The sequence below is a fragment of the Streptomyces sp. Je 1-332 genome, assembly GCF_040730185.1.
Classification (GTDB): Bacteria; Actinomycetota; Actinomycetes; order Streptomycetales; family Streptomycetaceae; genus Streptomyces.
The window spans coordinates 6271572-6291593 of sequence record NZ_CP160402.1 but is presented as its reverse complement, the minus strand read 5'-3'; the positions used below and the strand labels follow the sequence as shown (position 1 = coordinate 6291593).

Here is a 20022-nt window from a genome sequence, read left to right as displayed (position 1 = left end):
GGTTCCCCGAAGGAGGCCCCACGGAATCCGCGTCTTGACACTTCCTCCAAGAGGGGTCGCATCTGCGACGTAGAAAGACCCAGAAGTGTTGTAGATGCCAGGTGAAGCGGCCTATCGTGTCGCGCATGCAGTCCTACACCATCGGACAGGCGGCGCGCCTGCTCGGCGTAAGCCCCGACACCGCTCGACGCTGGGCGGACGCCGGACGGGTCGCCACCCACCGGGACGAAGGCGGCCGCCGGCTCATCGACGGCCGCGATCTCGCCGCGTTCTCCGTCGAGGTCGCGCAGGGGCAGGCACAGGGGGGCAACGGCGAGGACGACGTCCCCTACACCTCCGCCCGCAACGCCTTTCCCGGCATCGTCACCGCCGTGAAGCTCGGTGACGTCGCGGCCCAGGTCGAGATCCAGGCGGGTCCGCACCGGCTCGTCTCGCTCCTGACCCGGGAGGCCGTGGAGGAGCTGGGCCTGGAGGTCGGCATGCAGGCAACCGCCCGCGTGAAGTCCACCAGCGTGCACATCGACCGCACCTGACCCCCTGGTCCGCACCCCAGGGTCCGCAACCACGGCCGGACCGCTCCGCCGGCCTCGCCCCTAGGAGTCCCACACTCATGTCCCTCGCTCTCACCCCCGCCCGGCGCCGCACCGCCGCCGCCGTGCTCACGGCCGCCCTGCTCGTCCCGCTCGCCGCCTGCGGCAACGACGACAGCAAGGACGACAGCGGCAAGAAGCCCGCCGGCGCCGCCGCCCCGAAGGCCGACCTGATGGTGCTCGCCGCCGCCTCGCTCACCGATGTGTTCAAGGCCGCCGGAGCCGCGTACGAGAAGGAGAACCCGGGGACGAAGGTCGACTTCTCCTTCGGTGGCTCCCAGCAGCTGGCCGCCCAGGTCAAGCAGGGCGCTCCGGCCGACGCCCTGGTCACCGCCGACACCAAGACGATGGACGGGCTGAAGGCCGACACCGGGAAGCCGTCCGTCATCGCCAAGAACCGCCTGGTCATCGCGGTCGGCGAGGGCAACCCGAAGAAGGTCGCCGAGCTGAAGGACCTCTCGGACAGCAAGCTGAAGGTCGTGCTCGCCGCGCCCGAGGTGCCGGTCGGCCGCTACAGCAAGCAGATCCTGGACGACCAGAAGATCGACGTGCAGCCGGTGTCGCAGGAGCTCGACGTCCGCTCGGTCCTGAGCAAGGTCGAACTGGGCGAGGCCGACGCCGGGCTCGTCTACAAGACCGACGCCGCCACCGCCCCCAAGAAGGTCGACGCGGTCAAGATCCCCGACGGCCAGAACGCGATCGCCTCGTACCCCGCGGCCACCCTGAAGACGTCGAAGCACACGGAGGCCGCGAACGCCTTCGTGAAGTGGCTCTCGACGCCCGCCGCGCAGAAGATCCTCAAGGACGCGGGCTTCGAGAAGCCGTAGCCCGCATGCCCCGCGGGCCGGCTTCGCAGAGTCGTGGCCCGCATGCCCGCGGGCTGCGAGAAGCCGTGGCCCGCATGCCGAGGTGAGGGGGCCGACCGCCTCCCCGGTCGGGGTGCTCCGGGCCGTCCCCCGGAACGCCCCGTACGCCCCCTCACCTCGCGAACCATCCCGCGCGCACCCCAGGGACCACGATGAAACGCCTGCGCGGCCGCACCGCCGGCCCCCGCACACCGCTCGCCCTCGCGATCCCCGCGCTGCTCGCCATCGCGTTCCTGATGCTGCCGCTGCTCGGGATCCTCGTCCGTACGGAGTGGGGCGAGCTCGGGGCGCATCTGACCGCCGAGGGGACCACGCAGGCGCTGAAGCTGTCCCTCGTCGTCTCCTTCTGGGCGCTCGGGATCTCCCTGCTGCTCGGGGTGCCGCTGGCCTGGCTGCTCGCCCGCGTCGACTTTCCCGGCAAGGCGGTCGTACGTTCCCTCGTGCTGCTCCCGATGGTGCTTCCGCCCACCGTGGGCGGCGTCGCCCTGCTGCTCGCCTTCGGGCGGCGCGGGCTGCTCGGGCCGTGGCTGGAGGACACGTTCGGGATCACTCTGCCGTTCCACACGTCCGGCGCGGTGATCGCCGCCGCCTTCGTCGCGATGCCCTTCCTCGTCATCAGCCTCGAAGGCGCGCTCGGCGGACTCCGCCCCCGTTACGAGGAGACCGCGGCGTCCCTGGGGGCCTCGCCCGTACGGGTGTTCTGTACCGTCACGCTGCCCATGGTCGCTCCCGGGCTCATCGCCGGAGCCGCTCTGACCTGGGCGCGGGCCCTCGGCGAGTTCGGCGCGACCATCACCTTCGCGGGCAACCTCCCCGGCACCACGCAGACCCTGCCCCTCCAGGTGTACCTGCTGCTCCAGGACTCGCCCGAAGCCGCGACATCCGTGTCGCTGCTGCTGCTCGCCATCGCCATGGCGGTGCTCGTCGCGCTGCGCGGTCGTTGGATGAGCGCTCCGGGCGGGAGGGGCCGGGGGCGGCGTCCCTCGGCGGGGCTGCCGGACGAGGCGGTCGCGTTTGGGGGCGGGCCTGGGGCCGGGTCTGAGGGTGGGCCTGGATTCGGGTCCGGGGGTGGGCCCGGCCTCGCGTACGGGCTCGGGCTTCCCGAGGCGGCGGCGGAAGAACCCTCGCCACCCTCGACGGAGCGCTGGTCCCTGCACGCCGAGGTCACCGGATTCAACCACCTCACCCTGGACGCGGAACCGGGCACCACGATCGCCGTCGTCGGACCCAACGGCGCCGGCAAGACCACGCTGCTGCGTGCGCTCCTCGGCCTCACGCCGCGCGCCCACGCCGATCTGCGGCTGGGCGACACGGACGTCACCGCGCTGCCGCCGCACCTCCGCCACGTCGCCTGGGTCCCGCAGGACGGTGCGCTGTTCCCGCACATGAGCGCCCTCGCCAACACGGCGTACGGGCCGCGCGCGTTGGGTGTTCCGCGGGCCGAGGCGCGGCGGCGCGCGCAGGAGTGGCTGGACCGGCTCGGCGTCGGCCACCTCGCGCACCGCAGGCCGGCCCAGATCTCCGGCGGGCAGGCCCAACGGGTGGCGCTGGCACGGGCGTTGGCGGCCCGACCCCGGCTGCTCCTCCTGGACGAGCCGCTCGCCGCGCTCGACCAGACGACCCGGGCCCATGTGCGTCACACCCTGCGCACGCACCTCGACACCTTCGGCGGTGTCTGCCTGATCGTCACGCACGACCCGGTCGAGGCGGTGTCCCTCGCCGACCGGGTGCTCGTACTCGACCAAGGGCGCGCCCTCCAGGACGAGACGCCCGCCGAGGTGACCCGGCACCCCCGCTCTCCGTGGGTGGCCCGGATGCTGGGCCGCAACGCCTGGCCCGGCACAGCGGGGCCCGAGGGTCTCGTCCTGCCCGGCGGGGGAACCCTCGTGACCGCCGAGCCGCTGCCGCCGGGCACGCAGGCGCTGGCGATCATCGCGCCGGAGGCGGTCTCCGTGCACCGCGACAAGCCCACCGGCAGTCCCCGCAACGTCTGGCCCGGCACCATCCGCGAGATCACCACCAGCGGCAGCAGGCTCCGCCTCCTGATCACCTCGCCCCAGGCCCCGGACCTGGTCGCCGAGATCACTCCGCAGGCAGCGGCCGAACTCGGCCTCACGGACGGGACGTCGGTGTGGACCAGCGTGAAGGCGACGGAGGCGACGGTCGTGCCGACGTAGGGCTTCCCCCGCCGGACTCCGCCCCGCCGGGCCTCGCCCCGCCCAACTCCGCCCCGCCGGACCTCGCCCCGCTCAACTCCGCCTCAGCCGAAGCGCTCGTGGTCGGCCAGGACCTGGGCGATGAGCCGCTGGTCGACGGCTGCCCGCTCCGGGTCGGTGTCGATGTGCCCGGTCAGGGTCAGCAGGCACTTCCACAGCAGCCAGCCGCGGGCCCGCGCCCAGGTGCCTTCGTCCTGGCCGACCGCGCGCCGGAACGTCTCCCGGCTGTCGCCCGAGAACATCCCCCACGCGATCACCAGATCGCAGGCCGGGTCCCCGACGCCCGATGTGCCGAAGTCGATGACGGCGGTCAACTTGCCGTCGGCGACAAGGAGGTTGCCCGAAGCGATGTCGCCGTGGAACCACACGGGCTCCCCGCGCCACTCGGCGTCGAGGGCGGCTTCCCAGACGGCCGCCGCCCTGCCCGTGTCGACACGGCCGTCGAGTGCGGCGAGGCACCGCCGGGTCTCCTCGTCGTAGTACGCCGGGGACGCCCCTCGGTACCAGCTGTGCTCGCCCGCGAGCGGGCCTCCAGTGGTGTCGCAGCCCTGAAGAGCGAGGATGAAGTCGGCGACGGAAACGGCGAACTGCTCCATGTCGTCGATGCGTCCGCGAGCAGCCGTCTCGCCGTCCAGCCAACCACGCACGGACCACGGGTAGGGATACCCCTCGCCAGGGACGCCCTCGCCCATGATCGGCGGAACGTCGAACGGCAGGGACGGCGCGAGCCGGGGCAGCCATTCGTTCTCCTTGGCCACCGCGGGAACGTAACCGGCGGCGGTGGGCAGCCGGGCGGTCAGGGTCTCGCCCAGGCGGTAGGTCCGGTTGTCCCAACCGTCAACCTCCACGGGCCTGACGGGCAGGTCACGCCACTGCGGAAACTGCGCGGCGACCAGACGTTTCACCAGCCCGACGTCAATCCCGGCACGGCCGTCGGGGGGAGACGGGGCTTCGGGGGGACTCGGGTTCGCAGGAGGAGTCGGAGCCATGGGGGGATCATCGCCTCGCGCGAACCCGCCCGGCAACGAATTTATCGGGGAGGCGGGCCGTCAAGCGCCGGGCTTCCGGGACCACTCCCCCACCCCTCACCCCGAAGCCCGCTCGACCAACACCGGACGGAACACCATCGACAGCGGTGCCTCCCCCGGCTGCTTGATCCGGGCCAGCAGCAGTCGGGCCATCTCGGCGGCCATTTCCTCCACCGGCTGCCGGACCGTCGTCAGTGCGGGCTCGCAGGATCGGGCGGCCTCGCTGTCGTCGAAGCCGACCACCGCCACGTCCCGTGGCAGCACCCTGCCCGCCCGCAGCAGCGTCTGCAGCGCGCCCTGCGCCATCAGGTCCGATGCGACGAACACGCCGTCCACGTCCGGGTGTTGGGACAAGAGGCGCCGCATCGCGTCGGCCCCGCCCACCCGGGTGAAATCCGCCTCGGTCCAGGGAGCTTCGGTGATCCCGTGCGCGGCCAGCGCCTCGCGGAAACCTTCGAGGCGCTCCTGGGCGGCCGGCATGTCCTGCGGGCCGGCGATCGTAGCGATCCTGCGACGGCCACCGGCGACGAGGCGGTCGACGGCCATCCGCGCACCCACCCGCTGATCCACCTCGACGTACGGCAGCGGGACCGTCTCCGCCGGGCGCCCCGCGAGCACGGCGGGCAGGCCGGTCTCCGCGAGCAGCCGCGGCAGTGGATCGGAGGCGTGCGAGGAGACGAGCACCGCGCCGTCCACGTGACCCTGGCGCAGATACGACAGCAGCTGCCGGCGCGAGGTGTCGTCGTCGACCAGCATCAGGACCATCTGGACCCCTGCCGGGCGCAGCACGTCCAGGAGCCCGCCGACCACCCGCCCGAAGTGCGGGTCGGTGAACATCCGGCCCACGAAGGGAGCCTCGATCGGCCGGCGCTCCCGCTCGGACACCACCAGGGCCATGGAGTCGGTCCGCTGGGTCACCAGGGAGCGGGCGGCCTGATTGGGGACGTAACCGGTGGCCTCGACCGCTTCCTCCACCTTGCGGCGCAGCACAGGGTCGACGGTGGGCGCGCCGTTCACGACCCTGGAGACGGTGGCACGCGACACCCCGGCCGTCCGGGCCACGTCCTCCAGGGTCACGGGGCGGGCGGGGCGCATGGCGTCGGCAGTCACCGGGTCTTTATAGCAACCGGACAGCGACCGGTTGGGTGATCGCTCGGTTCTCCGAGGCCGGCGTCTCGTCAACTCCCGTGCGCACAGCCTCGGTTGTGTCAGCACCTCCACCCGGGCGGACATTTCACCCACGTACCCCCGTTTGACGTCAACTTTCCCACAGCGGAACCTAGTTGACTTCTCTCCACCCAGTCAGCGCGACATCGTGCGCACCCCCTTGACGCGCCTCGTCCGAGACACAACTATCCAACGCGAGAGAGCGCTCTCTCCCAGCTCACTGTTCAGGTTCTGAACCTAAGTAACGACGACTGAACTCAGGTACGGGACTCCCGCTCCGCCCCAACCACTCCGGAGCCGCACCGCCCCCACCACGAGCACGCAGCGCACCAACCGCCCAGCCGACAGAAGGACTTGCCATGTCCGAGCACCAGCCTTCGCCCGCCCCGAGATCCACCCTCTCCCGCCGCTCCGCCCTGGCCGCCGCCCTCGCCGTCCCGGCCACCGGCCTGCTCGCCTCGCAGGCGGTCGCCGCTCCCGACACGCCCCCGGCTCAGGCCCCCGCCGCCCGACGCCCACAGGCGGCGAACGCCCTCGCCCCCGATTTCGGCCCGAACGTCATCGTCTTCGACCCGTCCACCGGCGGTATCCAGGCGAAACTGGACGAGATCTTCAAGCAGCAGGAGTCGGCGCAGTTCGGCTCGGCCCGCTACGCCCTGCTGTTCAAGCCCGGCAACTACAGCGGCCTCAACGCCCAGATCGGCTTCTACACCTCGATCATGGGCCTCGGCCTCTCCCCCGACGACACGCACTTCAACGGCGACGTCACCGTCGACGCGGGCTGGTTCAACGGAAACGCGACGCAGAACTTCTGGCGCTCGGCGGAGAATCTCTCCCTCTCCCCGGTCAGCGGCGCCAACCGCTGGGCGGTCTCCCAGGCCGCCCCGTTCCGCCGCATGCACATCCGCGGCGACCTGAACCTCGCCCCCAACGGTTACGGCTGGGCCAGCGGCGGCTACATCGCCGACAGCCGCATCGACGGCACCGTCCAGCCGTACTCCCAGCAGCAGTGGTACACCCGCGACAGCTCGATCGGCGGTTGGCTGAACGCGGTGTGGAACATGGTGTTCTCGGGGGTGGAGGGAGCGCCCGGCGACTCCTTCCCCAACCCGCCGTACACCACCCTGAACAACACCCCGTACTCCCGCGAGAAGCCCTTCATCTACCTCGACGGCGCGGAGTACAAGGTCTTCCTGCCCGCCCTGCGCACCAACGCCCGCGGCACGAGCTGGGGCAGCGGCACCCCGCAGGGCCAGTCCCTCTCCCTCTCCGCCTTCTACCTCGCCAAGCCGGGCGACAGCGCGGCCACCCTCAACGCCGCCCTCGACCAGGGCCTCAACCTCCTGCTCACGCCCGGCATTTACCACCTCGACCGGCCGATCGAGGTCAAGCGGGCGAACGCCGTCGTCCTCGGCATCGGTTACGCCACCCTCATCCCGGACGGCGGGGTCACCGCGGTGAAGACCGCCGACGTGGACGGGGTGCGGCTCGCCGGGTTCCTGGTCGACGCGGGACCGCAGAACTCCCAGATACTCGTAGAGGTCGGTCCCGCGGGCGCGAGCGCCTCGCACGTCGGCAACCCGACCACCGTCCAGGACGTGTTCGTCCGTATCGGCGGCGCGGGCGCGGGCAAGGCCACCACCAGCATGGTGATCAACAGCCGCCACACCATCGTCGACCACACCTGGGTCTGGCGCGCCGACCACGGTGACGGCGTCGGCTGGGAGACCAACCGGGCCGACTACGGCGTGGTCGTCAACGGCGCGGACGTCCTGGCCACGGGCCTGTTCGTGGAGCACTTCAACAAGTACGACGTGCAGTGGAACGGCGAGCGCGGTCGCACGATCTTCTACCAGAACGAGAAGGCGTACGACGCCCCCAACCAGGCCGCCATCCAGAACGGCAGCCTGCGGGGCTTCGCCGCGTACAAGGTCGCCGACTCCGTCAACACCCATGAGGGCTGGGGCCTCGGCAGCTACTGCTTCTACAACGTCGACCCGACCATCGTGCAGGAACACGGCTTCGCCGCGCCGAACAAGCCGGACGTGAAGTTCCACCACCTGCTCGTCGTCTCGCTCGGCGGCAAGGGCCAGTACGCGCACGTCATCAACGGAATCGGGTCTCCCACATCGGGCTCCGACACGGTGCCGTCCACGGTGGTCTCGTATCCCTGAACCGACCTGCGCACGGCGCTGACGGACGCCCTTCCTGACCGTCTCGCGCTCAACTCCCGTTGCCTGAAATCTCCTTCAGACCCCGTGCCCGGCCGGACTCCCCTCCGGCCGGGCACGGGCCACGCTCGTCCGACTCCTCAGCCGTCGGCAGGCCTTTCGCCGGAGCCGGCCAGGGACTGGCGGACGGCGCCCAGGAAGTCGTCGAGGTCCTTCGGCGTCCGTGACGTGATCAGGGTGTAGCCGTTGGCACTGTCGCTCACGACAGCCTCGTCCACCCAGCTCTTGGCCCCTGCGTTGCGGGCGTCGGTACGGACCGACGGGTAGGAGGTCAGGGTCTTGCCGCGCAGGACGTCGGCCTCCACCAGGGCCCAGGGGCCGTGGCAGATCGCGGCGATCGGACGCCCCGACTCCGCGAACGCCCTGATCGTCTCGAGGGCCTTGGACTCCAGGCGGAGCTGGTCGGCGTTGATGGTGCCGCCAGGGATCAGCAGGAGCTCGTGCGCGCCGGGATCCAGCGCCTCGAGCGTGGTGGTGGGCTTCACCGCCTCGCCGGGATCCCGGTCACCCACCAGGGTCTGGACCGGATCCGAGGTCACGGCCGCGATGGTGACGTCCGCGCCGTCCTCCTGCAACCGACGGGTCGGCACCAGCAACTCGTCCTGCTCAACGCCGTAGTTGGAGACGAGTACCAGCACGCGTCGACCGTCGAGCGGCTTGTCGGACATGATGATGTGCCTTTCTCTCGTTCGTGGACCGCGTGGCGACCGTGACCGTCACCGGTCGACGGACTGCTCGGCGGCTTCCTTCTCGGTGCTGGCGTCGGCCGTGGCGAGGGTGCCGCCAGCGGTTTCCAGGTGCGCCCGTACGAACCACTGGAACTGCTCCAGGTCGCGCAGCTGCCCGATCAGCAGGTCCTCGGTGGCCGGGTCGATGTCCCCCACGGTCTTGATCGCGAGGCGCAGGTCCTGGACCAGGCCGGTGTACACGAGGTCGAGCGCACCGAGGTGGGCTATCGCGTCCGCGCGGCCCACGCTGTAGTCCTGCCAGGAGCGCTCAGCGACGAGCGCGCCGGGCGTGCCGTGGGCGACACCGCCCAGGGCGGCGAGGCGCTCGGCGACGTCGTCGGCCATGTCGCGCACCCGGTCGACCTGCGGGTCGAGCATTTCGTGCACGGCGATGAAGTGCGGACCGACCACGTTCCAGTGGACGTGCTTGAGCGTGAGATGGAGGTCGTTGAGGGAGTGCAGGCGCTGCTGCAGCACTTCGATGACCGAGCCGGCGTCCTGCACCGTGAGTCCCGGGACGGTGTAGCGGGGGGTGGTCTCGGAAGCCATGGCTGTCACTCCTGTCTCGTGCGGTTTCACCCCGTGCCGGGTTTTGCCCGATACCGGGGTTTTGCCCCCTCCCAGTACCCGTGATCCTCGTACGCAATCAGGGTCCTCGTATGCAATCGGGGAGGGCGGACGAAAATCGCACCCCCGCAGCCCCGCGGGGGTGGACGGGCATGACACGGGGCGGGCCCGGCCTTCTGAAGGCCGGGCCCGCCCCGTGTCATGCGGTCATGCGGTCATGCGGTCATGCGATGCGTCATGCGATATGCCGTGCGACGCGGATCACCATCGGTACCAGCGGCCCTTTCGGCCGCCACTCGCGGCGGGCCGGATCACGAAGCCGAGCAGCCACACCACGAGCACGATGACGGCGATCCACCACAGCGCCTTGAGTGCGAAGCCCGCACCGAAGAGCAGAAGAGCCAGAAGAAGAACCAGAATCAGGGGAACCATTGTTATCAACCTCCTGACCGCCATGTGCTCTTAACCCCAGCCTACAAACACACAAAAGGCGCGTTTCTTTCACGAGTTGCAGGGCATGTGCCGCACCGTGGAGTGCCCCCTTCCGCCCCGGTCATGCGCACCCCGCCGGAGAAGATCAGAAGGCGTACCTGACGCGCAGCCAAGGCGCGTGGTCCGCCAGCAGCTGCTTGAGGCGTACCAGGGAGTGCTGCTTGACGTCCTGGGCGTAGCGCACGTTGAGGGCCCCGTTCTGGGAGCGCTTGGTCTCCTGGGCGTCCGGCTGCCACAGCACTTCCTCCGCGCGAGGATGCCAGCCCAGATTGACCTCATGCAGCGACCGGTTGTGGGTCAGCATGATGATCTCGGCAGCTGCCTGTTCCTTCACACGGGCGGGCAGGACATCGTCGAGATGGTCGAACAGATCGGCCCAGTCCTGCTGCCATCCCGGACGCAGCACGACCGGTGAGAGGTTGAAGTGAACCTCGTAGCCGGCATCGAGGAAGTCGGCGGCCGCGGCGATCCGCTCGGCGATCGGGCTGGTGCGGATGTCCAGCAGTCGGGCATCGACGGCAGGCATGAGGGAGAACCGCACCCGGGTGCGCCCCTGCGGGTCGAGTGCGAGCAGATCGGGGTTGACGAACTTGGTGGCGAAGGAGGCCTTCGCCGTCGGCAGGCCGCGGAACGCGGCCACCAGATCGGCGGTGTTGTCGCAGACCAGGGCGTCGACGGAGCAGTCGCCGTTCTCCCCGATGTCGTAGACCCATGACAGGGGATCGCATTGGTTGGGTTCTGTCTTGCGCCCCTGGGCCCGTACGTGGCGCCGGACATGGGCGACGATCGCCTCGATGTTGGTGAACAGGGTGATGGGGTTGGCGTAGCCCTTGCGGCGGGGTACGTAGCAGTAGGCGCAGGCCATCGCGCACCCGTTGGAGGGGCCCGGCGCGATCCAGTCGGCCGACCGGCCGTTGGGGCGCGTGGCGAGCGTGTGCTTGACCCCGAGGACGAGCGTCCCGGTCTTGACGCGGACCCACCGGGCGATGTTGCCGTCGTTGCCGTGCAGGGAGGGGATGCGCCAGTGGCTGTCGACCTCGGTCACGCTCACGCCCGGCAGCCGGGCCATGATCTGTTGCCCACGCGGAGACGCGAGAGCCGCGGGCTCCGCGTAGACCTCCCGCACGTCGAGCAGACGCCGGGCCTGCAGGCTGTCCCGGACGGCCCCGTGCGCGGCGTCCGGCGCCGACGGGGTGCCCGGCGCCGACGGGGCGTCCGACCACTCGAAAAGCGCCTGCTGCTCGGGCTGCTCCGGCTCCCCCGAGCCGGATCCCGCCGCCGACCGGTCCACGTACCGTCCCTTCCGGTCCACGTACCGTCCCTTTCCGCGCCTGGCCGGCGTCGGTCAGATGCCGACTTCGGGCCCCTGGTCGCTTGCCGTGGAAAGGGAGGCAGCTCGGAGTTGCCGCAGTCCCTCCTGCACGGTGGGGGCGAGTGGCAGGATCGCGTCGGTGCCGGTGATCTGCAGCAGTCGTTGCACGGCCGAGTGCAGGGGTCCGGTGAGGACGAGCGGCCTGCCCTGTGCGGTGTGCTCGGAGAACGTCTGGAGGAGCTGGTTGAGGAAGGTGCTGTCGGCGAAGGTCACTTCCGACAGGCCGATCAGGGTGGCGTCCGTCGTGATGTCGGACAGCGCCTGCGTGAGGGCGCCGGTGACCTCGGTGAGATCGTGCAGGTCCACGTCACCGTGGAGCGTGATCATCGCCACGCGTTCCTGCTGGTCGAGACGTACTTTCGGTCTGCCTGATGTCATGAAAGGCACCCTGGCACAGAGTCTGCCCTCAATGCACCCCGCCCTCCGCCACTGAGGGTGACGGAGGGCGGTGCCGGGTCCGCAGGAGCGGGACCTGACTATCCGGAGGGGCGGGCCTGCCTTCCGGAGAAGCTGAGTTCGCCTATCCGGAGGAGCCGGACCTGCCTAGTTGTTGGCCATCAGGCCGGTGCGGAGCTTGGCCACGACGCGGGTGATCAGCCGCGAGACGTGCATCTGCGAGATGCCCAGCACTTCGCCGATCTGCGCCTGGGTCTGCTCCTCGACGAAGCGGAGATGGATCAGCGTGCGCTCCCGCTCGTCGAGGCCGGCGATGAGCGGGGCCAGGGAGTTGAAGTTGTCGATCAGCTCGTAGGAATCCTCTTCGAAGCCGATGAAGTCGGCCAGCGCCGTGTCGGATTCCTCACTTCCATTCATCACCGCGGCATCCAGGGAGGCGGCGTTGTAGCCGTTGGACGCCATCTGGGCCTGGGCGACCTCAGCCGGTTCCAGCTGCATCAGCTCGGCCAGCTCGGCCGTGGAGGGATTGCGCCCCAGACGCGTGCGCAACTCCTCGGTGGCCTTGGACAGTTCGATGCGGGCTTCCTGCAGACGGCGCGGCACGTGCACGGCCCAGCTGGTGTCGCGGAAGAACCGCTTGATCTCGCCGGTGATGTAGGGGACGGCGAAGGTGGCGAACTCGACCTCGCGGGTCAGCTCGAACCGGTCGATCGCCTTGATCAGGCCGATCGTGCCGACCTGAACGATGTCCTCCATCTCCTCCTGGCCACGGTGCCGGAACCGGGAAGCCGCGTACTGCACGAGGGAGAGGTTCATTTCGATCAGGGTGTTACGCACGTACTGGTACTCGTGCGTACCCTCCTCCAGCTGGGTCAGCCGGTCGAAGAACCGCTTGCCGATCTCTCGCGCGTCCCTCGGCGCGATGGAGGACGGATCCGCGAGAGCCTGCTCGACGAGGTCCTCCTGGGCCTGAGCGGCCTGGGTCTTCTCCTGCGTCGTCACGGTCGTCATGCACCCTGCCCCTTTTGTCGTTCGAGCTTGCCTGTCCACCCCGTGCTGGCGCGGGTACCCGGCAGAGAGACGATCATGCACACAAAACCCAAGTGATCGTCACGAGTGGCCGGTGGTGCGTGAGCGAAGAAGCGAGCGGTGGTTCAGGGCAGGGCCAGGACGGCTGTGACGGTCTTGCCCTCGGGCTGTACGTCGACGGAGACGTGCGAGGCGAGACGCTGGGCGATCATCCAGCCGAAACCGCCGGGCAGTCCTGGGTTCTGGCGTACGAGGTGAGGCGCGGCCGTGCTGCGGTCGCCCACCCGCACCACCAGGAACCCGTCCTCGACACAGGCGCTGAACAGAGAGAGCCCTCCGCCGTGCAGAATGGCGTTGGACGTCAGCTCGCTGGTCACCAGCAGAGCGTCCTCACGAAAACGCCTGGCCTGGAGCGAGGACAGAGGCAGGCAGACGGACTCCAGGACTGCCCTGACCTCGGCGCGCGCGTCGTGACAGGCCATGTCCTGGATCTCGGGCGCCGTATGACTGGTCATGAAGACCTCCGCCCCTCTCTGCAGCGTTGCTACTCGTATGGCGACAGACACACCTTCCTGTCATCCCGTCTGCCCGAGCCACCGCACGCGACACTCCCACCCACGAACGCGAAAGGGATGAGGGCGGGCCGCCTCCTCCTACTACTTCCCACTACTTCCTACTACTTCCTGCTCCTGACGACGAAGAATGCGATGACGACGGCTCCGATGAGGAGCATGCCTGTCGTCACTGGCCAGTTGTCAGTTATCGCTGCTGCCTGCGGGGAACTCACGGCAACCGTGCCACCACTGCGTACATCCCGCTCGGCGCGGGCTGCGGCGCGGGCTGCTCGCGGAACCACTCGGGGGCCGTCACCAGGCCGGGCGCGACGGGCTCCATGCCCTCGATGAAGCGGGCCACCTCCCCGCGGGAGCGGAGGGCGAGCGTCATGCCGCTCCTCGCGTACTGCTCGGTCGCCTGCTCCGCCACCTCGGGGAAGATGTCGTTGGAGGCGTGCGAGAGCACCAGGTAACTGCCGGACGGCAGGGCCGAGACCAGCGTGGCGACGATGCCGTACGGGTCCTGCTCGTCAGCGACGAAATGCATCAGCGCGAGCAGCGAGAGGCCGATCGGACGGCCGAAGTCCAGGACGGTACGCGCATGATCAAGTATCGCCTCCGGCTCGCGCACATCGGCCTGGATGTAATCGGTCGCGCCTTCGGTACTGCTGACCAGGAGAGCCTCCGCGTGGCGCAGCACGATGGGGTCGTTGTCGGTGTAGACGACCTTCGCGGACGGCACGACGCGCTGCAAGATCTGATGCAGATTGGGCGCGGTGGGGATACCGGTGCCAATGTCGAGGAACTGGTCGACGCCCAGCCCCGCGAGATGAGCGACGGCGCGGTTCATGAACGCGCGGTTCTGCAGCGCCCCGATGCGCACCTCGGGCGGCAGCTTCTCACCCACCGCCTCGTCGACGGGGTAGTTGTCCTTGCCGCCGAGCAACCAGTCGTAGACCCGCGCGGGGTGGGCCTGACCGGTGTTGATTCGGGGGTCGGGAGAGGGTGCCGTCATGGGCGGACTCCATCATCACGGAAAGGCGGGAGGGGCGGCTGGTGTTGAGTAGTGTGCCATGCCAACTGCCGTTGGCGGTCAGCGTGTTGAGGCTTACGGGGCCGCCGGGTCCGGGATCGCGATGTACTCCGCGTGATGCGTCATCGGGAAGGTGTCGCCTGAACGAGTCACGGAAAAGACCAGGTCAGCACCTGTTTCACGGCTCGCTGACCCGCGTGCCGGTACCCAGAGCGTCAAACGAGCCTCACAACCAACGGCCCGTCCTCCTCTTCGGGCGGAACAGGCTGCCAAGACCAGCTCCCCTCCACGAGCCCGCTCCCACTCACTCCGGACGCAGGCTCGCACATCATGGCCCTCACCGCGTCTGCGTCCGGAGTGAGACTCATGCCCTCCAGCCCACGGCATCCCGCACCCACGCCGAGCGACCTCTAGGGCGCGGTCGCCGAGGACTTCACGCTGTATCGGGCAAAAATCCGACGGCGCCTGCCGGAGTCGCGGACGAGCTGGGGCCCGACTCAGGGGGTCGTGCAGCTGCCACTGCGCATAGCTCGGTCGGCAATGACCTCGTACGACATGAGCAAGCCTCGCCAGCGCATGAGCCTGTACCGCACTGCCCTACATGAGGGACTGCGCGACGACCTGCCCCGCTACCTCAACCAGGACCTGCTCCTCCAGATGTGGCCGATGCTGCACGCCCTGGTCGGTCGCACCGTCCGCACTGTGTGGAAGGACACCTTCCCCCAGCTCGCTCCCCGCACCCGGGCAGCAGTGTGACCGACATGCCAGAGCTGCACACACAGCTCCTGGCGGATGTCGGGCGGGACCGGATCTCCACGCCAGCTGGCCACGGCCTCGCATCGCACGTGCCCCTCAGCCTCCGGGATCCTGTCAGCCTGTCGTCGCGGGCTTCACCACGAACTGTCCGTTCGCCGTAGGTCGCACGGTAAAGCCGAGCCGTTCGACGAGGGCACCGAGCGAGGAGCCGGCGCGCAGCTGCTGATAACTCTCCTTTCCGAGGGTGTCCGTGAGGGCCTTGCCAACCTGAAAGGAGGTGACATCGAGTCCGCCGGTCTCGGGGGACAGCAGATGGCCGATGACGAACCGGCCTGCCTCCTCCAGGCCGTCGGCCTCCGCCCGCCGACGGGCCTCCTGGCGAACCTCCGGCGTCGCCGCCGCGGGCCTCGGACGTGGCGCCGGTGAGGGTGAGGGCACCACTCTTGCGGAATTCACCTGTCGCGCCGGACCGACCTGGGAGGGCAGCGGCACCGGCGGGAAAGCCACATCCGGAAGTCGTACCCCGTCATTGCGGAACAGCCTCTGCTCCTTGGCCAGCGTCATGCGCCAGGCCCTCAGTCCGTCATGGGCGAACCCGAGATCGAACTCGACCACCTTCCCCTGATGCTCGAAGTTCGTGAAGTCCTCACGGGGTACGAAGAACGCCTTCATGTCGCCGTCCTCCACGGCGACCTGCCCCGACCGCTGTCCTTCAATCTGCCGGACCACGCCGCGGACGCGCTGACAGACCTGCCCGGAAAGCTGCCAGTCCCGACTCGTGGGCCGGTACTCCCCGAGCTCCCTGAAGTTCGCCAGACGCGCCGCCGCATGGCCGTCGGACACGCCCTTCGCCACCCACTCGTAGTTCCACCGCCTGTCGCGGCCGGGGTTGAGCCGCGCGGCCTCGTTGCAGTGGCGCAGCGCCTCGTCCTGCGAGTACTCCTCCTGGTTCAGCCAGCGCAGGAAGTGCACGACGTACAGGTAGTAGCTACACATCGGACTCGTACGCGATCCGGCGATGAACGAGAGGCGTTCAAGGGCGGCGAGGTCGTCGTACTCCGGAAGTCTGCGGTAGCAGCGGAACCACAACTCCACGTCGTGGTCGGCGAGATCGCCACGTTCCTCGAACGCCGCGTCGAAGAACTCCACGACGGTCCGGAAGACCTCGGTGGGCGTTTCCTTCCAGTCGCGGCCCTGCTCCTTGAGGAACTCGCGGGCCAGGACCAGCGCCAGCCCCGAGCGACTGCGGGAGTTCACGATCACGTCGCGCCAGGCCCGGACCATGGTCTCGATCTCGCCATGCGCGACCTCGATCTCCTCACGACAGCGCTGGAGGTACCGGCTGTCGGCGCTGTCGGGGCGTACCGACTCGCACTCGTCCAGCAGCGAGAGCGCCACCCTCAACTGCTCGTCCGCCCAGCTCCCGACATCGCCGCCCGCGGTCAGGAGGTCGACGAGGCTCATGTTCAGGGAAACCCTGACCAGCTTGCTGAGGACCTTGACGATCATCTGGATCGCCGAGACGTAGTTGTGCTCGTCCTCGGGTTTGAGCTTGCGGGCCCTGGCGAACACGCTGAGCGCCGCGTCGTACCGGTCGCGTACGTACTCGATGAGGGCAGCCTCGCGGCCGGTACCAGAACTGAATTGACGCAGCCCCGCGTACACCCACTCCCGGTGCAGCATCCCCAGGGCGTGGAACTGCACGTGATCCTGTTCCTTGGAGAGTTCGATCGCCCGGTTGATGAACTTCTCCGCCTGCCCATCCTCGTGCTTTTTGAAGTCCAGGTGGTAGCGAGCCAGGTGCAGCCAGTAGTGCGGCTCTTCGGAGCACCGGCGCGTGAGCTCCTGGAAGATTCGGTACGCCTGCTCCCGGCCCGGCTGCTGACCGGTGCCGAAGGCTCTGATCAGTTCGGCGAACTGGTGCGTTCCCGAGCCTGATCTGTCGCGACGGATGAAGAGGTTGTCGAGGATCGCCCGCGTCTCCACGTTGGCGGATCCGAGGTGGCCGACCAGCTGCCCAATCAACTCGATGGCCGTGTTCGCCAGCCTCGACGGCCACCTGGCGTCCCCCGTCTTCGCCTCCAGAAGCACCTCCAGGAGGGTGTCGGCGATGGACGGGTGCAGGATGCGCAGTTGTCGGCCGTCCTCGACGACCAGGTGACGAAGGTCCGGGCCGAGGATGTTCTCCAGGTCGGCCGTGTACTCCGCGAGGGACGCGGCATGCCCGCCCCACTCTCCGGTGATCCACCGGTGGACAAGCGAGTACGGCAGCCCGATCTGTCCGTACCGGGTCACGAGGGCCAGGTAGGAGGCCACGCGTCGCTGCACCTCGGTGAACTCGCTGACGTGGCTCTCGACGTACTTCGCCGTTCCTGAGAATTCCGTCTCGAAGGCGCACAGACCGAAGTAGAACGGAGTCACCTGTTGGTCTGGTACGCCGTATGGGACCAGCGCCTCCACTGCCGCTTTCGCCTTGGGAGAGCGGGCGCGGGGGCCGAAGCTGGTACGGAACTCCCGCGCTTCCTCCCGGGTCATCGGCTCGGCCAGGCGGTACATGACGTTGTTGATGCGCTCGCCCCCGTTGTCCGGCGCCGAGTCGTTACTCCGCGTCACCCAGAGCACCACGACAGGGGTGTTGCGCTCGTGCAGCTTGCGGTAGAGGTCCTCCCGGTCGCTCTGCCCCATGTCGGCGCTCTCCGCCACCAGCACGAGCGACCGCTCGGTGCGCCGGTAGACGCTGTCGACGCGCTCGACCGTGTCTGGGCTGTAGTGATGCAGCAGCAGCACCGGATGTTCGCGGTGCAGGTCCCAGGCGATGCGGCGGGCCAGCGTGGTGCCGCCCGCGCCCGGCGCGTGGAACAGTTCGAAGTTGGCCGAGCTTTGGCGGCCCAGGACGTCGGCGATCGCAGTCTGCAACGAGGGCTGCAGCGCCCGGGGAACGTCCTGACCGGCGTCGAGGTCCAGCCAGTTCGCCGGGCGACCCCTCCAGAACGCGTCGACCGCCTGGTCGTGCAGTTCCTCGTCCAGGATTTGGGAGTGCAGCACGACGAGGTCGGCTTCCAGTTCGGCGAGCCCGGGGCGGGAAAAACGGATCGGTCCTTTCGCGCCAGGGAGCGAGGCGAGTCGTTCGAGGCGCGGCAGGGCTCCGTTGTCCGCGAAGACGTTGAGGAGAGCCTCGAACCGTCCGTCGCCGGGGCTGGCGCGGAGGAGCTTCACCGGCGGTTCGTAGAGATCGTCGATGAACTCCAGTACGCGCTCCGCGCGTTGGTCTGGCTCGTCCCCCGCGGTGAGGCACATGACGGCTGCCGCACGGTTGACACTGTTCCTGCTGTGCCGCTCAAAGACCTCTCGGACGAGGTCCTGATACGTCGAGCGCCAGCTCCGGAAGTCCGCCGGCGTTTGTTCGCCCAGGCGCTCCCAGCCACCCGCCATCAGCCACGACACCGTGTTGCGGCCGGGCGCGGGCCCTCTGTGCCGCCCCGAGACGACGATCTGGTGCTCGGCCGTCTCCCGAACGAATCCGTGGGCAAGGCCGGTCGTCTCGCTGTCGGGGTTGAGGTCGATGATCACCGACCAGCGGTGGTCGGGCAGGCAGGCGAGGTCCTCGTGTGTCACTCCGTTCTCCACGACGAGGAAGCGGTCGAACCCGTTGTGGGTGTCGGCCACGAACGGCTTCACCTGTTCCACCATTTCCTCCGCGGCCGCCGCCTTCGCGCTGGCTGCCGCGGCCGCCCTGCTGGGCGCGAGGGTCTGCGGCTGGTGGGCGTCGGCGAGAACCCGTTCCAGGAGCGTCGGGTGGTACTCGGTGAGGAGGAGGTGTGTGGCCCATCCGGCCAGCCGGTATGCCGTGACGCGCTGCTGGTCCGGTGACTTCCGCTTGGCCGCGTAGTTCAGCGCGGCGCCGAGCCGCCCGACCAGGTACTGGTGCCGGAGCGATCCCTTACGGGCTGATTGGAGCGCCTCGATCGCTTCGTCCTTGCCCCGGCGGATGCTCTCGACGAGCCTGACGTTTCCCTCCCAGGCGAGGGGTACGGCTCTTCTCGGGTCCCGGAGGTCGCAGTCCTGGAGGATTTCGAGCGGGAGTTGTCGCCGCAGCAGCTCTTGCCCCACGAGCAGGGTGGCCGTCTCCAGATAGGCGTGGTCGTACAGGAGCGGCGCGTCACTGTCCGAGGCGATGTCGATGAGCCAGTACCCCACCTCGTCCGCACTCACCCCGTCCAGAAGGATGTTGCGCGTGTGCAGGTCGCCGTGGTTATAGCCCCGCATGACGAACTCGACCTCGCCGGACAGCTCGTTGTCCTGTTCCAGTACGGATACGGGGTCGGGCAACACCTGCGTGGTGAAAACAAACGTGGTGCCGGCGCTGCCGGCCAACCGCCGGGCCTCCCGAAGCGCGTCCCCCTTCCGGCCGCCGAGGAAGCCCGCTCCCATCCATGCTTCGAGAGTCTGGCGGACGGTCATGAGCCCACCACCGGCGTGGTGCCCGAACTGCGCTTCCAGCAGTTCGCGGCTCACTTCCGACAGGGCATCGATCGAGACCGCAGTGGTCGCCACGCGGGCCGGGCGCACGCCGCGCGTCTCTCCGGCGACTTTGTAGATGTCGACGCGGAGCTGTTCGTCGTGTCCGGAGAGCTCCAGGGACGGCACGCGCCGGTCGGCGAAGGAGGTGAGCCGCTCGGTGAAGAGCCGGTGCGCCTCGTTCTGACGGTCGTCGGGGTCACGCGACACCTTGAGGATGTACTGGCCCTCCAGTCGGGCCCGGCCGTAACCCATCAGGTCGCAGCGGGTGACCCGGGCGGCGGTGAATCCGTCGGCGAAGTCGTCCAGGTATGTGATCTTCACGGGCGTGCCCAGCTCACGCTCGACGATCTGCGCCACCCGTTCCCGCCACTTCACCTCCTCCTCGTCCACGGTGCCGGTACCGTCCTGCTCAAAGAGGCGCGTCATGCCGCCCGATCGTAGAACCATCTCCTCCCAACCACTCGGTGTTCGCGACC

Annotated in this window: 16 protein-coding genes; 5 read left to right on the top strand and 11 right to left on the bottom strand. The window is 69.1% G+C overall.

Annotated features, from left to right (window positions below; all coding sequences use genetic code 11):
- Window positions 1–125 precede the first annotated feature (125 nt).
- The 3 genes from ABXJ52_RS28460 (at window position 126) to ABXJ52_RS28450 (ending at window position 3633) form a co-directional block, all read left to right on the top strand.
- On the top strand, window positions 126–533 hold the full coding sequence (locus tag ABXJ52_RS28460) for a helix-turn-helix transcriptional regulator (RefSeq protein WP_367045637.1): 408 nt from the start codon (window positions 126–128) through the stop codon (window positions 531–533).
- Between the two features lie 77 nt (window positions 534–610).
- The gene (gene modA, locus ABXJ52_RS28455; protein ID WP_367045635.1) at window positions 611–1417 is read left to right on the top strand and encodes a molybdate ABC transporter substrate-binding protein; all 807 of its coding nucleotides are present in this window, start codon (window positions 611–613) and stop codon (window positions 1415–1417) included.
- Window positions 1418–1608: 191 nt separating this feature from the next.
- Window positions 1609–3633: an ABC transporter permease gene (locus tag ABXJ52_RS28450; protein ID WP_367045633.1), complete on the top strand. Its 2025-nt coding sequence runs from the start codon at window positions 1609–1611 to the stop codon at window positions 3631–3633.
- Window positions 3634–3716: 83 nt separating this feature from the next.
- Here ABXJ52_RS28450 and ABXJ52_RS28445 read toward each other — a convergent pair whose 3' ends face one another.
- Together ABXJ52_RS28445 and ABXJ52_RS28440 are read right to left on the bottom strand one after the other, a co-directional pair.
- Window positions 3717–4661 (bottom strand): aminoglycoside phosphotransferase family protein, encoded by a 945-nt coding sequence (locus tag ABXJ52_RS28445; RefSeq protein WP_367045631.1) that lies wholly within the window; start codon window positions 4659–4661, stop codon window positions 3717–3719.
- A gap of 96 nt (window positions 4662–4757) precedes the next feature.
- Window positions 4758–5810, bottom strand: coding sequence for a LacI family DNA-binding transcriptional regulator (locus tag ABXJ52_RS28440; protein WP_367045629.1), 1053 nt, complete (start codon window positions 5808–5810; stop codon window positions 4758–4760).
- A gap of 416 nt (window positions 5811–6226) precedes the next feature.
- Between ABXJ52_RS28440 and ABXJ52_RS28435 the strand changes: the two genes are divergently transcribed.
- Window positions 6227–8041, top strand: coding sequence for a coagulation factor 5/8 type domain-containing protein (locus tag ABXJ52_RS28435; RefSeq protein WP_367045627.1), 1815 nt, complete (start codon window positions 6227–6229; stop codon window positions 8039–8041).
- A 137-nt stretch (window positions 8042–8178) separates the two neighbouring features.
- Here ABXJ52_RS28435 and ABXJ52_RS28430 read toward each other — a convergent pair whose 3' ends face one another.
- From ABXJ52_RS28430 to ABXJ52_RS28395, 8 genes are all read right to left on the bottom strand, one after another.
- Window positions 8179–8766 (bottom strand): DJ-1/PfpI/YhbO family deglycase/protease, encoded by a 588-nt coding sequence (locus tag ABXJ52_RS28430; RefSeq protein ID WP_367045625.1) that lies wholly within the window; start codon window positions 8764–8766, stop codon window positions 8179–8181.
- Between the two features lie 48 nt (window positions 8767–8814).
- Window positions 8815–9375 (bottom strand): DNA starvation/stationary phase protection protein, encoded by a 561-nt coding sequence (locus tag ABXJ52_RS28425; RefSeq protein WP_367045623.1) that lies wholly within the window; start codon window positions 9373–9375, stop codon window positions 8815–8817.
- Window positions 9376–9654: 279 nt separating this feature from the next.
- The gene (locus tag ABXJ52_RS28420; RefSeq protein WP_361047959.1) at window positions 9655–9825 is read right to left on the bottom strand and encodes a hydrophobic protein; all 171 of its coding nucleotides are present in this window, start codon (window positions 9823–9825) and stop codon (window positions 9655–9657) included.
- A 145-nt stretch (window positions 9826–9970) separates the two neighbouring features.
- Window positions 9971–11176, bottom strand: coding sequence for a spore photoproduct lyase family protein (locus tag ABXJ52_RS28415; protein WP_367049332.1), 1206 nt, complete (start codon window positions 11174–11176; stop codon window positions 9971–9973).
- A gap of 54 nt (window positions 11177–11230) precedes the next feature.
- A complete protein-coding gene (locus ABXJ52_RS28410) occupies window positions 11231–11635 on the bottom strand; it encodes an STAS domain-containing protein (RefSeq protein ID WP_367045620.1) in 405 nt (134 codons plus the stop codon).
- Between the two features lie 165 nt (window positions 11636–11800).
- Window positions 11801–12664 (bottom strand): SigB/SigF/SigG family RNA polymerase sigma factor, encoded by an 864-nt coding sequence (locus tag ABXJ52_RS28405; protein WP_367045618.1) that lies wholly within the window; start codon window positions 12662–12664, stop codon window positions 11801–11803.
- A gap of 143 nt (window positions 12665–12807) precedes the next feature.
- Window positions 12808–13197, bottom strand: a complete 390-nt coding sequence (locus ABXJ52_RS28400) for an ATP-binding protein (RefSeq protein ID WP_367045616.1) — start codon at window positions 13195–13197, stop codon at window positions 12808–12810.
- Between the two features lie 268 nt (window positions 13198–13465).
- On the bottom strand, window positions 13466–14251 hold the full coding sequence (locus tag ABXJ52_RS28395) for an SAM-dependent methyltransferase (RefSeq protein WP_367045615.1): 786 nt from the start codon (window positions 14249–14251) through the stop codon (window positions 13466–13468).
- Window positions 14252–14824: 573 nt separating this feature from the next.
- Between ABXJ52_RS28395 and ABXJ52_RS28390 the strand changes: the two genes are divergently transcribed.
- Window positions 14825–15025, top strand: coding sequence for a hypothetical protein (locus ABXJ52_RS28390; protein ID WP_367045613.1), 201 nt, complete (start codon window positions 14825–14827; stop codon window positions 15023–15025).
- Window positions 15026–15139: 114 nt separating this feature from the next.
- Here the strand turns inward: ABXJ52_RS28390 and ABXJ52_RS28385 are convergent, their stop codons facing one another.
- Window positions 15140–19972, bottom strand: coding sequence for a hypothetical protein (locus tag ABXJ52_RS28385; protein ID WP_367045610.1), 4833 nt, complete (start codon window positions 19970–19972; stop codon window positions 15140–15142).
- Between the last annotated feature and the right edge of the window lie 50 nt (window positions 19973–20022).

Excerpts from the sequence above, each read along its gene's own strand:
- ABXJ52_RS28460 (WP_367045637.1), top strand. The coding sequence starts at position 126 with ATGCAGTCCTACACCATCGGACAGGCGGCGCGCCTGCTCGGCGTAAGC.
- modA (WP_367045635.1), top strand. The coding sequence starts at position 611 with ATGTCCCTCGCTCTCACCCCCGCCCGGCGCCGCACCGCCGCCGCCGTG.
- ABXJ52_RS28450 (WP_367045633.1), top strand. The coding sequence starts at position 1,609 with ATGAAACGCCTGCGCGGCCGCACCGCCGGCCCCCGCACACCGCTCGCC.
- ABXJ52_RS28445 (WP_367045631.1), bottom strand. The coding sequence starts at position 4,661 with ATGGCTCCGACTCCTCCTGCGAACCCGAGTCCCCCCGAAGCCCCGTCT.
- ABXJ52_RS28435 (WP_367045627.1), top strand. The coding sequence starts at position 6,227 with ATGTCCGAGCACCAGCCTTCGCCCGCCCCGAGATCCACCCTCTCCCGC.
- ABXJ52_RS28430 (WP_367045625.1), bottom strand. The coding sequence starts at position 8,766 with ATGTCCGACAAGCCGCTCGACGGTCGACGCGTGCTGGTACTCGTCTCC.
- ABXJ52_RS28425 (WP_367045623.1), bottom strand. The coding sequence starts at position 9,375 with ATGGCTTCCGAGACCACCCCCCGCTACACCGTCCCGGGACTCACGGTG.
- ABXJ52_RS28420 (WP_361047959.1), bottom strand. The coding sequence starts at position 9,825 with ATGGTTCCCCTGATTCTGGTTCTTCTTCTGGCTCTTCTGCTCTTCGGT.
- ABXJ52_RS28410 (WP_367045620.1), bottom strand. The coding sequence starts at position 11,635 with ATGACATCAGGCAGACCGAAAGTACGTCTCGACCAGCAGGAACGCGTG.
- ABXJ52_RS28405 (WP_367045618.1), bottom strand. The coding sequence starts at position 12,664 with ATGACGACCGTGACGACGCAGGAGAAGACCCAGGCCGCTCAGGCCCAG.
- ABXJ52_RS28400 (WP_367045616.1), bottom strand. The coding sequence starts at position 13,197 with ATGACCAGTCATACGGCGCCCGAGATCCAGGACATGGCCTGTCACGAC.
- ABXJ52_RS28395 (WP_367045615.1), bottom strand. The coding sequence starts at position 14,251 with ATGACGGCACCCTCTCCCGACCCCCGAATCAACACCGGTCAGGCCCAC.
- ABXJ52_RS28390 (WP_367045613.1), top strand. The coding sequence starts at position 14,825 with ATGAGCAAGCCTCGCCAGCGCATGAGCCTGTACCGCACTGCCCTACAT.
- ABXJ52_RS28385 (WP_367045610.1), bottom strand. The coding sequence starts at position 19,972 with ATGACGCGCCTCTTTGAGCAGGACGGTACCGGCACCGTGGACGAGGAG.